The following is a 15,166-nucleotide window of genomic DNA, read 5'->3' on the forward strand; positions in this document are numbered from 1 at the left end:
CAAACAAGTCTTATTTAACCGCCTTTTGTGGCGGTTTTTTTATGTTGAAAACCAGCTAAAATCTTTATTTTAATGCGTTGCAAATTGCAGTTTTTTAAACTAATTTTGCACACACAACACAATAACTACATACAATGATCCATTTCTTCGGAAACCAAACCAACACGGTTTTTGCAGTTCAAACCAATCCCGAAGTTTCGGGGGCACTTTCGGCTGAAAACATCTCAAAATTAAACTGGCTTTTTGGCAACACTCATAAAATAGAAAAATCCGTTTTAGCGGATTTTTTTGTTGGTCCTCGTGCCGCAATGATCACACCTTGGAGTACAAATGCTGTTGAAATTACTCAAAACATGGGTATCGAAGGCATCATCAGAATTGAAGAATTCCGAAAAGTTGAGGCAACTTTTTCTGATTTCGACCCGATGCTTTCGCAAAAGTATTCCGAGCTAAATCAAGAAATTTATACCATTAATATTAAGCCTGAACCTATTCTTGAAATCGAAAATATTGCTGATTTTAATGCAAAAGAAGGCTTAGCATTGAGTTCGGAAGAAGTAGCATATTTGGATAATTTATCTAAAAAATTAGGGCGAAAACTAACTGATTCAGAAGTTTTCGGGTTCTCCCAAGTAAATTCAGAACATTGCCGTCACAAAATTTTCAACGGAACTTTTGTGATTGATGGCGAAGAAAAACCGTCTTCCCTATTCAAATTAATCAAAAAAACGTCTGCTGAAAATCCGAACGATATTGTTTCGGCTTACAAAGATAATGTGGCTTTTATCAAAGGCCCAAACGTGCAACAATTTGCACCAAAATCAGCCGACAAACCTGATTTTTACGAAACTAAAGATTTTGATTCGGTTATTTCGCTTAAAGCGGAAACGCATAATTTCCCAACAACGGTGGAGCCTTTCAACGGTGCTGCAACCGGTTCTGGTGGAGAAATTCGTGACCGTTTGGCGGGAGGACAAGGTTCACTACCATTGGCTGGAACTGCAGTTTATATGACATCCTATTCCCGTTTGGAAGAAAACAGACCTTGGGAAAAAAGTATGAACGAAAGAAAATGGTTGTACCAAACTCCAATGGATATATTAATCAAGGCTTCAAACGGAGCTTCTGATTTCGGAAATAAATTTGGACAACCTTTGATCACAGGTTCGGTTTTGACTTTTGAACATGATGAAAAGGCTTTAGATGCTAACTCTGACAGGGTTTCAAACCCTGTCAGAGTTGAAGACCGAAAGCTTGGTTACGATAAAGTAATCATGCTTGCTGGTGGAATTGGTTATGGAAAAAAAAGCCAAGCCATCAAACAGAAACCAAAAGTAGGCGATAAAGTCGTGATTTTAGGTGGTGAAAATTATAGAATCGGGATGGGTGGTGCTGCAGTTTCTTCGGCAGATACCGGTGCTTTCAGTTCTGGAATAGAATTAAATGCCATTCAACGTTCGAATCCTGAAATGCAAAAACGTGCTGCAAATGCCATTCGTGGATTAGTGGAAAGCGACGAAAATCCGATTGTTTCGATTCACGATCACGGTGCTGGAGGCCATTTGAATTGTCTTTCAGAATTGGTAGAAGAAACGGGCGGTTTGATTGATTTGGATAAATTGCCGGTTGGCGATCCAACACTTTCCGCTAAAGAAATCATCGGAAACGAATCGCAGGAAAGAATGGGATTGGTGATCGGTCATAACGATATAGAAACGTTGCAGAAAATAGCCGATCGTGAACGTTCGCCAATGTACCAAGTGGGTGACGTAACTGGAAACAACCGTTTTACTTTTCAATCCAAAACTACAGGTGCAAAACCGATGGATTTTGCCTTAGAAGATATGTTTGGAAGTTCTCCAAAAGTCGTGATGAACGATACGACAGTCGATAGAAAATATACCGATTTAAACTATACTCAAGAAAATTTTAAAAAATATCTTGACCAAGTGCTGCAATTGGAAGCCGTAGCTTGTAAAGACTGGTTGACCAACAAAGTCGATCGTTGTGTGGGTGGAAAAGTAGCCAAACAACAATGTGCCGGACCATTGCAATTGCCTTTGAATAACGTTGGTGTGATGGCGTTGGATTATCTAGGAAAAGAAGGTGTTGCCACGACTGTTGGCCACTCGCCTATCGCATCTTTGATTGATCCTGCTGCTGGAAGCCGAACTGCAATTGCAGAATCGCTATCGAATATTATTTGGGCCCCAATTAAAGATGGATTGAAAGGCGTTTCGCTTTCGGCTAACTGGATGTGGGCTTGTAAAAATGAAGGTGAAGATGCTCGTTTATACGAAGCGGTTCAGGGTTGTTCTGACTTTGCGATTGAATTGGGAATCAACATCCCAACTGGGAAAGACTCGCTTTCGATGAAACAAAAATATCCTGATGGAGATGTAATTGCTCCTGGAACGGTGATTATTTCAGCGGCAGGAAATTGTACGGATATTCAAAAAGTAGTTGAGCCTGTTTTGAAGAAAAACGGTGGCAACATTTATTACATCAACCTTTCAGAAGATGCTTTCAAATTAGGAGGTTCGTCTTTTGCACAGGTTTTGAATAAGATTGGAAATGAAGTTCCAACGATTAAAAATGCAGCGAATTTCAAGAATGCTTTCAATGTAGTTCAAGATTTGATTAAAGCAGATAAAATCCAAGCGGGACACGATATTGGAAGTGGTGGTTTAATCACAACTTTATTGGAAATGTGTTTTGCTGATGTGAATTTGGCAGCTGATTTCGACCTGAGTCAATTTTGCGAAAGCGATACTATCAAAATTCTATTTGCAGAAAATATCGGAATCGTTTTCCAAGCAGATGCTTCGGTTGAAACGATTTTGAATAACAATAAGGTAGCGTTCTTCAACATCGGAAAAGTAAAAGATGGCGATACCGTTACCATTAAAAACGGAGCTCAAAATTTTTCGATAAATGTGGCTGAAGCCAGAGATACTTGGTACAAGACTTCGTATTTATTAGACCGAAAACAATCGGGAGAATTGAAGGCGAAAGAGCGTTTTGATAATTATAAAAAACAACCTTTACAATTTACATTCCCAAGTCATTTTACAGGAAAAAAACCAGAAATTGATTGTTCTCGACCAAGACCAAAAGCTGCGATTATTCGTGAAAAAGGAAGTAATTCGGAGCGAGAAATGGCAAATGCAATGTATTTGGCAGGTTTTGATGTAAAAGATGTTCACATGACGGATTTGATTTCGGGTCGTGAAACTTTAGAAGACATTCAATTCATCGGAGCGGTTGGAGGTTTCTCTAATTCGGATGTTTTGGGTTCTGCAAAAGGTTGGGCTGGAGCGTTTTTGTACAATGAAAAAGCAAAAACAGCTTTGGACAATTTCTTCAAAAGAGAAGATACGCTTTCGGTTGGAATTTGCAACGGAGCTCAATTGTTTATGGAATTAGAACTAATCAATCCAGAACACGAAGTACACGGGAAATTAAGACATAATGATTCTCACAAACACGAAAGTAGCTTTACTTCGGTTTCGGTTGTAGAAAATAATTCGGTGATGTTGAGCACTTTGGCAGGAAGTACTTTAGGCGTTTGGATTTCGCACGGCGAAGGAAAATTTGATTTGCCTTACACAGAAGATCAATACAATGTAGTGGGTAAATACGGTTATGAAAGTTATCCGGCCAACCCGAATGGTTCTGCATTCAGCATCGCTATGCTTTGCGACAAAACAGGAAGACATTTGGCCATGATGCCACACATTGAACGTTCGACTTTCCAATGGAACTGGGCGAATTATCTTGAAGGCAGAAACGATGAAGTTTCACCGTGGCACGAAGCGTTTGTAAATGCTAGAAAATGGGTGGAAAATAAAAAATAGCTTATTTTAAATATTTAAGAAAAGGCTTTCAGAGATGGAAGCCTTTTTTTTGTAAATTCAATATAATTTCTAATTGCTATGTGGCACCCAATTTTGCAAACTAAATTATCAGTTTTTATTTTTTTTTTCTAAAATGCCTTTCAAAACTGTAAAAAGATTGTCCATAAAATTAGAATTTCCTATTTTGCATTGAAATTAATTTACCAAAAAATGGCTGCAATTACAAGATTGTTCGATTTTCCGTACCATCAACAAGAAAAATATCCAGTTGATGACGCATTAGTTACCAAATATAATGGCAAGTGGGAAAAAACTTCTACGCAAGAATATCTTAAAAAAGCCAATACTATTTCGCGGGCGTTGCTTCGCTTAGGGATTCAAAAAGATGATAAAATTGCCGTTATTTCATCCACAAACCGAACAGAGTGGCACATTGTTGATATTGGGATTTTACAAACCGGAGCTCAAAACGTACCGGTATATCCTACCATTTCCGAAGAAGATTATGAATATATCTTAAACCATTCAGGTGCGAAATATTGTATAGTTTCAGACGAAGAAGTTTTTAGGAAAGTCAATACCATCAAAAATAATCTTGAAAATTTAATTGAGGTTTATTGTTTTGATGAAATTCAAGGTTGTAAGAATTGGCGTGAATTGCTGGAATCAGGAAAAGATGAAAGCAATCAAAATGAGGTTGAAAATCGAAAAAATACTATTACTAGTGATGATTTAGCGACCATCATATACACTTCCGGAACAACCGGAAAACCTAAAGGGGTGATGCTTTCGCACAAAAACATTGTGTCAAATGTACTAGACAGCGAAAAAAGAATTCCATTTGAAGCAGGAAAAACAAAAGCTTTGAGCTTCTTGCCTATTTGCCATATCTTTGAAAGAATGGTCGTTTATTTGTATCAATATTACGGTGTTGGTATTTATTTTGCGGAATCTATTGAAAAATTAAGCGATAATTTAAAAGAGACCAAACCCCACGTAATTACCGCAGTTCCGAGACTTTTAGAAAAAGTTTATGATAAAATTTACGCTAAAGGAGCAGATCTTTCCGGAGTTAAAAAGAAATTATTTTTTTGGGCTATTGAACTAGGATTGCGCTATGAACCGTACGGAAAAAATGGTTGGTGGTACGAATTTCAATTAGGAATTGCTAGAAAATTAATCTTTAGCAAATGGAAAGAAGGTTTAGGCGGCAATCTTGATTTAATGGTATCAGGAAGTGCAGCACTTCAACCAAGATTGGCAAGAATTTTTGCAGCGGCAGAAATTCCAGTGATGGAAGGTTATGGTTTAACTGAAACTTCTCCCGTTATTGCCGTAAATGATATGAGAAATCGAGGTTTTAAAATTGGAACAGTTGGAAAACCCATTGATAATGTTGAAGTTAAAATTGCCGAAGATGGTGAAATCTTGGTTAAAGGTCCGAATGTGATGATGGGTTATTACAAAGATGAAGAGAAGACGAATGATGCAATTAAAGACGGTTTTTTTCATACTGGCGACATTGGTGTAATTGATAGCGAAGGGTTTTTAAAAATAACAGATCGAAAAAAGGAAATGTTTAAAACTTCGGGTGGAAAATATATTGCACCACAGTTAATAGAAAATGCACTGAAACAGTCACGCTTTATTGGGGAAATAATGATTGTGGGAGAGGGCGAAAAAATGCCTGCAGCTATTATTCAACCTGATTTTGACTTTGTCAAAACATGGGCGAAGAAAAAAGGAATTGCCGTTTCATCAAATAAAGAAATTGCCGAAAGCGAAGCAATTAAAAAACGCATAAAAAAAGAAATTGACCTCGCAAACGAAAGGTTTGGTAATTGGGAAAAAGTGAAACGATTTGAGCTAACTCCAGAAGTTTGGACTATTGACGGAGGTCATCTCACTCCTACCATGAAACTTAAACGCAAAAACATCAAGGAAATATATCAAAATTTATACGATAAGATTTATAAAGATGCATAAAAAAATCCCGCAATTGCGGGATTTACTTTTTTATAGAAACTAATTTTCTTAAAACTGTAATGGTTTATCTATACCATGAATTACACCATTATTGACGATCACGTCAGAAAATGTAATTTTCGATTTTTGTCCTTTTTCATCTGTAATAAACATATCCCTTTTTTCAAATGTAACAATAATCTGTTTACCATCAGCTGTTTTAACGGTAGCCTTTCTATCTTTTGCCGTAGAAACTAAATTGGCGAAATCTGCAATGGTATATTTGCCATAAATAATATGATAAGCACCAAAATTTCGGGTATTTTCAATGTTTTTGGGGTCAAAAAATGCGTCTTTGTCAACTATAACGTTGTCAGATGGTGCTAAAATCGTAAAGTTGCTATTTTCTGATAAAATACTATTATATCCACAAACCTGAAAAACTTTTGATATTGTAGAAAGTTCTGGCGTTGCTGCTAAATTTTCCACTACATTTTTTGAGGCATCCATTTTTGGTCCAGCAATTTGAATTTTAGTTTTTTGTGCAAAACCACTAAAACTTACAGCTGTGGCAAACAACGCAATTGCTAATGTTTTGGTTCTTGTCATATCTCTCTTTTTTTAGATGCGAACAATTTTGTTCATAAGCTCCAAATTTAATCATTTTTTATCAACAGCGACAAATCGTTCAAAAAAAATAACAAACTTATTGATGGAAAAAGCAAAATCCGGATTTCTCAACCCGGATTTCTCAACCATCAACCCAAAAAAATTAATTAGATGGCATAATTACCGTGTCCACCACATGGATTACACCATTTGATTGGTTCACATCGGCAATTGTAACTTTCGCTTTTCCACCCTTCTCATCGCTGATATAAAGGTCATTGCCTTTCATCCATGCTGTTATTTTTCCACCCTCAACGGTGGTCAATTCTGCTTTTCCGTTTCCTTTTTTAATAGCTTTTGCAATATCAGAAGCATTCATCTTCCCTGATACCACATGGTATTTCAACACTGATTGCAACATCATTTTATTTTCTGGTTTTAATAAATTGGCAACAGCGTCTTTTGGTAACTTATCAAAGGCAGCATTGGTTGGGGCAAAAACCGTGAAAGGTCCTGTACCTTTTAGAGTTTCTACAAGATCTGCAGCTTTTACTGCTGCTACCAATGTGGTGTGATCTTTAGAATTCATGGCATTTTCCACAATATTTTTTGAAGGATACATAGCAGCTCCTCCAACCATCACAGTTTTTTCTTTTTGTGCGAACGTTGCAGTACTCATCATTGTGGTTGTAATGATAAAAGCTACTGCTAAAATTTTGGTGATTTTCATAACAATTGATTTTTAAGTTTATATCTCCATTTACGCCGTAAAAACAGTTCTGGATTTTTAAAAAATGTTTTTTAACATTTCAATACTATCGACAAAAAAACCCGCTGCCAAAATTGGAGCGGGTTTTTATCATATTTGGAAAAAATTACTTTACTTCTTCATAATCTACATCTTGCACATCATCACCACCTTGATTTCCTTGTGGTTGTGCATCTTGTGGAGCACCTTGAGCATCACCTTGCTTGTACATTTCTTCCGAAGCATTTTTCCAAGCCTCGTTGATTTTATCTAAGGCCGGTTGAATTGTAGCCAAATCTTGACTTTCGTGAGCTGTTTTCAATTCAGCTAAAGCATTCTCAATGGCCGATTTGTTTCCTTCAGAAAGTTTATCTCCAAATTCTTTCAACTGACTTTCCGTTTGGAAAATCATACTGTCAGCCTCGTTTAATTTTTCAATTCTTTCTTTTGCAGCTTTATCAGAATCAGCGTTAGCTTCTGCTTCTTTTTTCATTCTTTCGATTTCATCTTGAGTTAATCCCGAAGAAGCTTCGATACGAATGTCATGTGATTTTCCAGTTCCTTTATCGGTTGCCGAAACTTTAATAATTCCGTTTGCGTCAATGTCAAAAGTTACTTCAATTTGTGGAACTCCTCTTCCTGCTGGTGGAATGCCGTCAAGGTGGAAACGACCGATGGTTTTATTATCAGATGCCATGGCTCTTTCACCTTGCAAAACGTGGATTTCTACAGATGGTTGGTTATCAGCAGCGGTTGAAAACACTTGTGATTTTTTGGTTGGAATAGTGGTGTTGCTTTCAATTAATTTTGTCATCACACCACCCATTGTTTCAATTCCAAGAGATAATGGCGTAACATCTAAAAGCAATACATCTTTTACATCTCCAGACAAAACTCCACCTTGAATCGCAGCACCAATTGCTACCACTTCATCAGGATTTACACCTTTTGAAGGTTTTTTATTGAAGAATTTTTCAACTTCTTCCTGAATTTTAGGAATACGAGTAGAACCACCTACTAAAATTACTTCGTCAATATCCGAAACATTTAAGCCAGCATCTTTTAAAGCTTTTGCCACAGGAGCCATAGAACGTTTTACCAAAGCATCCGTTAATTGGTCAAATTTAGATCTGGTTAAGGTTTTTACCAAGTGTTTCGGTCCTGTTGCAGTAGCCGTAACGTAAGGCAAGTTAATTTCTGTTTGAGCAGAAGACGAAAGCTCAATTTTAGCCTTTTCTGCAGCTTCTTTCAAACGCTGTAATGACATTGGATCTTGACGCAAATCAATCCCTTCATCATTTTTAAACTCATCTGCTAACCAATCGATAACTGCTTGGTCGAAATCGTCTCCTCCTAAATGTGTATCTCCGTTAGTGGACAATACTTCAAAAACACCGTCACCTAATTCAAGGATAGAAATATCAAAAGTTCCTCCTCCTAAATCGTAAACTGCAATTTTTTGGTCTTGTCCTTTTTTGTCCAATCCGTAAGCTAAAGCAGCTGCCGTTGGTTCGTTGATGATACGCATTACTTTTAATCCTGCAATTTCTCCAGCTTCTTTAGTAGCCTGGCGTTGTGCATCATTAAAATATGCTGGAACCGTGATTACCGCTTCAGAAACTGTAGTTCCCAAATAATCTTCGGCTGTTTTTTTCATTTTTTGAAGTGTCATTGCCGACAATTCCTGTGGTGTATAAAGACGTGTATCAATATCCACTCTTGGCGTATCGTTGTCGCCTTTTACCACTTTATAAGCTACATTGCTTGCTTCTTTTTGGCTTTCAGAAAATTTATTTCCCATAAAACGTTTCACAGAAGCAATCGTTTTGGTTGGATTGGTTACTGCTTGTCTTTTGGCAGGATCTCCAACTTTAATTTCGCCGCCTTCAACAAAAGCAATTACTGATGGCGTTGTGCGTTTTCCTTCAGCATTAGGAATTACAACTGGTTCGCTTCCTTCCATTACGGCAACACACGAGTTGGTTGTTCCTAAATCAATTCCGATTATTTTACCCATTTTTATTTAGATTTTAATTTTTATTCAGTTTTTTAAACTCGGTTAGCTATTAGTCAATCTTTGTGCCAATACCTGAAAGGCAAAATTTTGTCAGTTTTTGTAAAAATGACACCAAAAAAAATATGACAACTTGGCATTTTTTATTTTTCAGGAGCGATTCGTCCCGGCATTTTTGCAAATCCATGTTCCTGCTTTCCGTTTCAATCTTTTTATCAATTATCCCGGATTGAAATCCGGTCTAATCGCTAAAAAGGATTTCCGCTTCAATCAGGGCTATGAAAAAAACTTTAGGCATTTTTGGAAACTTGGGGAAATTTCGTGGTGTTAAAAATAAATTTTATTTTGGAGCGAATAATGTTCCGGGTTTGGCGCGTGAGGGATTGAGCCTTTGTTTGAGCTCGTTTTTTTTGGTGTAACGCAGTGGAACCAAAAAAACAGCGAGTGGCGAAAGCCCGACCCAATTTTTGCGGGATTTTGCTGTTTTGCATTAGGGTTGTAAATTGGGACACGCCCAAAAAAAAATCCGCAAAAAAAAATAAATTTCTTGCGGATTCTATTGAAATATTTTTCGATTAGACGTTGAAACGGAAATGCATCACATCGCCATCTTTTACGATGTATTCTTTTCCTTCCACGCGAAGTTTTCCAGCTTCTTTGACTTTCGCTTCTGAACCGAAATTTACGTAATCGTCAAATGCAATTACTTCGGCACGAATGAAACCTTTTTCAAAATCGGTATGAATCACGCCAGCCGCTTGTGGTGCGGTGTCACCAATGTTTATTGTCCATGCGCGAACTTCTTTGACACCTGCAGTAAAATAAGTTTGCTGTTTTAATAATTTATAAGCCGCACGAATTAATACCGAAGCACCAGGTTCAGTCAATCCCATGTCCTCAAGGAAAACCTGACGTTCTTCGTAGCTTTCTAGTTCTGTAATATCAGCTTCGGCTCCAACCGAAAGTACGATAACTTCTGCATCTTCATCCTTAACCAATTCGCGAACTTGCTCTACATATTTATTTCCTGAAACGGCAGAGGATTCGTCCACATTACAAACGTAAAGCACTGGTTTTGCCGTAATTAATTGAAAAGATTCTAATAAAACTTCTTCGTCATTACTTTGTGGAGTGATGGTTCTGGCAGATTTTGCTTGTAGCAAAGCCTCTTTAATTCGGTTTAAAAGTGCTTGTTCTACTTGGGCTTCTTTATTACCGGTTTTCGCCGCACGATTTACTTTTTCAAGACGTTTTTCTACGGTTTCTAAATCTTTTAATTGCAGTTCGATATCAATCGTTTCTTTATCACGAATAGGATTTACGTTTCCATCAACGTGAACAATATTATCGTTGTCAAAGCAACGCAAAACGTGAATAATAGCGTTACATTCACGAATATTTCCCAAAAATTGATTTCCTAAACCTTCACCTTTGCTGGCTCCTTTCACCAAACCTGCAATATCCACAATGTCAACCGTTGCCATTACAACGCGTTCTGGCTTAACGAGTTCTTCTAATTTGTTGATTCGGGGATCCGGAACGTTTACCACTCCAATATTTGGCTCAATAGTACAAAACGGGAAATTTGCACTTTGGGCTTTTGCGTTAGACAAACAGTTGAAAAGGGTTGATTTTCCTACGTTTGGCAATCCTACAATTCCTGCTTTCATTATATTTTTATCTTTAAATCTTATTTTGAGGGTGCAAATATACGCTTTTGCAATTGTATTTTTAAAAGTAATTTTGGAACAAAATGGGTTTGTTAAATTATTGACAACCTCCTAACTGAATGTATATTTTAGAAATAATTTCGGAAATGTTGTAAGATATTTTAGGAGTTATGCTGTAATTTTGATAATGTTAAAACTAAAAATCGTATCAAGATGAAAACTATAATGTTAAGTGCATTGGCACTCATTGCCACCGCTAGTTTGCAAGCACAAAATAAAAATGTAACCGAAGTTAAAAAAACTACTGTAACAACGGTGAAAGATTCTGAAGGAGAAAAAAAGTTTCAGAAAACGCAAGACGTGAAAGAGGTTCAAAACATTGAATTTCAAAATGCTGAATCGAGCGAATTAAATAAAGACATGAAAGCAACTCCTGTACAAGTTACCTCTACTACAAGTGTTACTAATCCTGATGGAACTACCAGAACTGTTGATGTTGATCGATCTGCTTACTATACCTCTGGAGGACAACAATACCAGTTATCGCTTGATCCAGCTGGTTATGTGATTACTACTGCAGATAATAAAAAATTAGGAATTTTACGTGCTACTTCTACCAATAGCTACATTTATAGAGGCAATAATCAAACGTCAATTGGATATTTCGATACGAATGGAAACTTAATTGTGGAAACTTACGACGATAAATCGGATAAGGTTAGTGTACAAACGTACACTCGAAACTAAAAATAATCACTTTTTTCATAAAAAAATCCTGATTTGGTAAAGCCAAATCAGGATTTTTTATACAGTAAATTTCGTTACTCTCCGTGCAAAAATGCTTGACGATTTAGCAAAGTTTCTTCACTTTCAACGTGATTGTCATCAGGAACACAACAATCCACCGGACAAACAGCAGCACATTGGGGTTCTTCATGAAAACCTTTACATTCAGTACATTTTCCTGGAACAATATAATAAATATCGTCTGACAACGGTGTTTGTGCCGCTTCAGAATCTACTTCTTCTCCACTCGGTAAAATTATTTTTCCGCTTAAATTGGTTCCATCTTTATATCGCCAATCGTCAGCTCCTTCGTAAATTGCCGTGTTTGGACATTCTGGTTCGCAAGCACCACAATTGATGCATTCGTCTGTTATAATTATTGCCATATTTCTAATGATGAATTACGAGTTATAAGTGATGAGTTTACGAAGTTTAAACTTTCGCCTTTTGACTTACAACTATTATAGCTTATTTTTGTGCAAAATTACGTCCAAAACTCGTTAAAAGCAAATGATTATGACTTTAGAACACAAAAAAAATATTTTCGTAGAATTAGGAAAATTCTTGAGTCAATTTACTGAAAATAAAAGTACTAAAGACGAAAATGTATTGCATAACGATTTATTTTTTGACGATTTTAAAAACTTAATTCAGCTTTCTCAATCACACAACGGATGGTTTTTACCCGAACAAGTTTTATTTGCCATTGATTCTTGGGCAAAAGCTTTAACAAAGGAAAATTTAGACCTTTGGCTGAATAATTATAACCTAAGCGAAATTACCCCAAAAACAGTAGGATTGATTTTAGCAGGAAATATCCCACTTGTTGGGTTTCACGATTTTTTGTCGGTTTTAATTTCCGGACACAAGGTGTTGGTCAAAACCTCTTCAAACGATCAACTTTTATTGCCTTTTCTTGCAAAATACTTAATAGCAATTGAACCTGAGTTCAAAAATTTCATCATTTTTACTGATGGCAAACTCGAAAATTTTGATGCCGTAATTGCCACCGGAAGCAATAATACCGCAAGATATTTTGAATATTATTTTAAAGACAAACCTTCCATAATTAGAAAAAGTAGAAATTCTGTTGCGATTTTAACCGGGAAAGAAACGCAGGAAGAATTGATCAATTTAGGAGAAGATATTTTCAGATATTTTGGCTTGGGATGCCGAAATGTGTCAAAATTAATGATACCGAAAAATTACAATTTCGATGATTTTTTCAAAGCGATGTTCCAATATCAGGATATTATCAAATACGAAAAATACGCAAACAACTATGATTATAATAAAGCCGTTTTTTTGATGAGCCAGTTTCAATTGTTAGACAACGGTTTTTTAACAATTAAAGAAGATACTTCGTATGCCTCACCAATTTCGAGTGTTTTTTACGAATTTTATGATGATATTAAAGATGTAAAAAACCGCTTGAAAACCGACAAAGAATTGATTCAATGCGTGGTTTCAAACGGTGTTGTGGAAAATTCTGTTGCATTTGGCAAAACCCAAAAACCAGAACTTTGGGACTATGCGGACAACGTTGATACAATTGCATTTTTACAAAGTTTGTAGCTATTTCATATATTTCCAATGCCTTCCTTTTCCTTCCGAAATCCATTGAATTGCCTCGTCAATTCTTTTGTTTCGGGTGTGTTCGGTTTTGGCATCGGCAATCCAAGTAATGTATTCTTTGCGAAAAGACGGTGATTTTTCGTTAAAAATTTCTTGTGCTCGAGCGTTTTTTACTAAAGCATCTGAAAATGCTTGTGGTATTTCGATTGGTTTTGTTTCTGCTGAAGTCTTTTTTGGAACCTTTATTTTTTGCTCGTTCAACATCATGGCTTCCATTACAAATGAAGCAAATTCTTCTTCCAAAGGCAAATCTTCCAAACTTTTTAAATTGCCCAAAAATCTTTCTGGTGCTTTTAACTCTTTGTTATTTTTCAACCTCGGATCGATCATTAATTCCGACTTTACAAACATAAATCCGCAGTAATTTTTATAAGCCATCAAAACACCCATAAAATCCCCACGATAATCGAAATGTGGATAACCCCATTTAATTTTTTCCTCTACTTCATCGCAATACTTATGAACCCATTTGCGGAGTTTCGTTAAAATTGGTTGTTGAAATTCAGCAGCGTTTTCGATATATTGGTCAACTTTGTCGTTTAAAATTGGCATAATTACACTTTTTTTCAAATTGATTTTGTACGAAATTAGCTAAAATTATTAAAATAAAGTCCACGCCATTTGAAATAGAAATTGAGTAATACTTATCATTTAATTTCTTTCGATAACGTTTTCGTTAATAAATTATGAATACTATTATTTTTTTGTAAAGAATTATGTTGTTGTATTTTATGAAATTTGCGATTCATTCAACACAACAGCTCATGAAAAAACATAATTTTAGTGCCGGACCATGTATTTTGCCGCAAGAAGTTTTCGAAAAATCTGCCCAAGCCGTTTTGAATTTCAATGATTCGGGATTATCGATTCTGGAAATTTCACATAGAAGCAAAGATTTTGTCGCTGTTATGGACGAAGCTCGGGCTTTGGCATTAGAACTTTTAGGGTTAGAAAATAAAGGCTATCAAGCACTTTTTTTACAAGGTGGCGCAAGTATGGAATTTTTGCGAGTTCCTAATAATTTAATGAAAATTGGTGGAAAAGCCGCTTATCTTGACACCGGAACTTGGGCTTCGGGTGCGATTAAAGAAGCTAAAAATTTTGGTGAAACTCAAATCGTTGCTTCTTCAAAATCCGAAAATTATAACCATATTCCGAAAAATTTTTTAATTCCTGAAGATGCCAATTATTTTCATTGTACTTCTAACAACACGATTTTTGGTACACAAATGAAAAGTTTTCCAGAAACTAAAATTCCTGTGGTTTGCGATATGAGTTCGGATATATTTTCGCGCCAATTGGATTTTTCAAAATTCGACTTGATTTATGCCGGAGCTCAAAAAAATATGGGTCCTGCAGGTGTGACTTTGGTGGTGCTGAAAGAAGAAATTTTAGGTAAAACAGAACGAAATATTCCAAGTATTTTGGATTACCAAAAACATATTTCGGCAGAAAGTATGTACAACACTCCACCCGTTTTTGCGGTTTACACATCTTTGCTCACAATGAAATGGTTGAAAAATTTAGGAGGAATCTCGGCAATTGAACAAATTAATATTGCTAAAGCAAAATTGTTATATGACGAAATCGACCGTAACCCACTTTTTGAAGGAACGGCCAAAACGGAAGATCGCTCCAATATGAACGCTACTTTTTTATTGAAAGACAATTCTCACACTGAAATTTTTGACAAAATGTGGAAGGAAGCTGGAATTTCCGGACTGCCGGGACATCGTTCTGTTGGCGGTTACAGAGCTTCGATGTACAACGCCTTGCCGTTAGAAAGTATTCAGGTTTTAGTTGATGTGATGCAGGAATTACGATTTAAGATTTAAGATTTAGGATTTTTGATTTTAATTTTTGAAATTGATATTGACATTGA

11 protein-coding genes are annotated in these 15,166 nt (G+C 36.2%); 5 read left to right on the forward strand and 6 right to left on the reverse strand.

Annotated elements, in window-relative coordinates:
• The first annotated feature begins 134 nt into the window (after window positions 1-134).
• Complete coding sequence (gene purL, locus GV828_RS01945; RefSeq protein WP_166535784.1) at window positions 135-3,857, forward strand: phosphoribosylformylglycinamidine synthase; 3,723 nt, start codon at window positions 135-137, stop codon at window positions 3,855-3,857.
• 210 nt (window positions 3,858-4,067) lie between these two features.
• Window positions 4,068-5,843: an AMP-dependent synthetase/ligase gene (locus GV828_RS01950; protein ID WP_166535785.1), complete on the forward strand. Its 1,776-nt coding sequence runs from the start codon at window positions 4,068-4,070 to the stop codon at window positions 5,841-5,843.
• Between the two features lie 48 nt (window positions 5,844-5,891).
• On the opposite strand, the gene GV828_RS01955 is transcribed toward GV828_RS01950, so the two are convergent.
• The 4 genes from GV828_RS01955 to ychF all read right to left on the reverse strand — a co-directional run bounded on the left by GV828_RS01955 (window position 5,892) and on the right by ychF (window position 10,863).
• Window positions 5,892-6,431 carry a fasciclin domain-containing protein gene (locus GV828_RS01955; RefSeq protein WP_166535786.1) on the reverse strand — a complete coding sequence of 180 codons (540 nt, stop codon included), beginning with the start codon at window positions 6,429-6,431 and terminating at the stop codon, window positions 5,892-5,894.
• A 163-nt stretch (window positions 6,432-6,594) separates the two neighbouring features.
• On the reverse strand, window positions 6,595-7,161 hold the full coding sequence (locus tag GV828_RS01960; RefSeq protein WP_166535787.1) for a fasciclin domain-containing protein: 567 nt from the start codon (window positions 7,159-7,161) through the stop codon (window positions 6,595-6,597).
• A 145-nt stretch (window positions 7,162-7,306) separates the two neighbouring features.
• Window positions 7,307-9,196 (reverse strand): molecular chaperone DnaK, encoded by a 1,890-nt coding sequence (gene dnaK, locus GV828_RS01965; RefSeq protein WP_166535788.1) that lies wholly within the window; start codon window positions 9,194-9,196, stop codon window positions 7,307-7,309.
• A gap of 572 nt (window positions 9,197-9,768) precedes the next feature.
• Window positions 9,769-10,863, reverse strand: coding sequence for a redox-regulated ATPase YchF (gene ychF, locus GV828_RS01970; RefSeq protein WP_166535789.1), 1,095 nt, complete (start codon window positions 10,861-10,863; stop codon window positions 9,769-9,771).
• A 213-nt stretch (window positions 10,864-11,076) separates the two neighbouring features.
• Here ychF and GV828_RS01975 point away from each other — a divergent pair, with 213 nt between their 5' ends.
• Window positions 11,077-11,610, forward strand: coding sequence for a hypothetical protein (locus tag GV828_RS01975; RefSeq protein ID WP_166535790.1), 534 nt, complete (start codon window positions 11,077-11,079; stop codon window positions 11,608-11,610).
• Between the two features lie 74 nt (window positions 11,611-11,684).
• Here the strand turns inward: GV828_RS01975 and GV828_RS01980 are convergent, their stop codons facing one another.
• Window positions 11,685-12,035, reverse strand: coding sequence for a 4Fe-4S dicluster domain-containing protein (locus GV828_RS01980; RefSeq protein WP_166535791.1), 351 nt, complete (start codon window positions 12,033-12,035; stop codon window positions 11,685-11,687).
• Window positions 12,036-12,165: 130 nt separating this feature from the next.
• Between GV828_RS01980 and GV828_RS01985 the strand changes: the two genes are divergently transcribed.
• Window positions 12,166-13,224, forward strand: a complete 1,059-nt coding sequence (locus GV828_RS01985) for an acyl-CoA reductase (protein WP_166535792.1) — start codon at window positions 12,166-12,168, stop codon at window positions 13,222-13,224.
• On the opposite strand, the gene GV828_RS01990 is transcribed toward GV828_RS01985, so the two are convergent.
• The gene (locus GV828_RS01990) at window positions 13,225-13,836 is read right to left on the reverse strand and encodes a YdeI/OmpD-associated family protein (RefSeq protein WP_166535793.1); all 612 of its coding nucleotides are present in this window, start codon (window positions 13,834-13,836) and stop codon (window positions 13,225-13,227) included.
• A gap of 212 nt (window positions 13,837-14,048) precedes the next feature.
• On the opposite strand from GV828_RS01990, the gene serC reads away from it, so the two are divergent.
• Window positions 14,049-15,119, forward strand: coding sequence for a 3-phosphoserine/phosphohydroxythreonine transaminase (serC, locus tag GV828_RS01995; RefSeq protein WP_166535794.1), 1,071 nt, complete (start codon window positions 14,049-14,051; stop codon window positions 15,117-15,119).
• The last annotated feature ends 47 nt before the right edge of the window (window positions 15,120-15,166 follow it).

Origin of the sequence: Flavobacterium ichthyis (genome assembly GCF_009915155.1) — a bacterium.
GTDB lineage: Bacteria > Bacteroidota > Bacteroidia > Flavobacteriales > Flavobacteriaceae > Flavobacterium > Flavobacterium ichthyis.

Bases quoted from the DNA above. Each gene is read 5' to 3' on its own strand.
- GV828_RS01985 (WP_166535792.1), top strand. From the start codon at position 12,166: ATGACTTTAGAACACAAAAAAAATATTTTCGTAGAATTAGGAAAATTC.
- ychF (WP_166535789.1), bottom strand. From the start codon at position 10,863: ATGAAAGCAGGAATTGTAGGATTGCCAAACGTAGGAAAATCAACCCTT.
- purL (WP_166535784.1), top strand. From the start codon at position 135: ATGATCCATTTCTTCGGAAACCAAACCAACACGGTTTTTGCAGTTCAA.
- serC (WP_166535794.1), top strand. From the start codon at position 14,049: ATGAAAAAACATAATTTTAGTGCCGGACCATGTATTTTGCCGCAAGAA.
- GV828_RS01975 (WP_166535790.1), top strand. From the start codon at position 11,077: ATGAAAACTATAATGTTAAGTGCATTGGCACTCATTGCCACCGCTAGT.
- GV828_RS01980 (WP_166535791.1), bottom strand. From the start codon at position 12,035: ATGGCAATAATTATAACAGACGAATGCATCAATTGTGGTGCTTGCGAA.
- GV828_RS01960 (WP_166535787.1), bottom strand. From the start codon at position 7,161: ATGAAAATCACCAAAATTTTAGCAGTAGCTTTTATCATTACAACCACA.
- GV828_RS01990 (WP_166535793.1), bottom strand. From the start codon at position 13,836: ATGCCAATTTTAAACGACAAAGTTGACCAATATATCGAAAACGCTGCT.
- dnaK (WP_166535788.1), bottom strand. From the start codon at position 9,196: ATGGGTAAAATAATCGGAATTGATTTAGGAACAACCAACTCGTGTGTT.
- GV828_RS01950 (WP_166535785.1), top strand. From the start codon at position 4,068: ATGGCTGCAATTACAAGATTGTTCGATTTTCCGTACCATCAACAAGAA.
- GV828_RS01955 (WP_166535786.1), bottom strand. From the start codon at position 6,431: ATGACAAGAACCAAAACATTAGCAATTGCGTTGTTTGCCACAGCTGTA.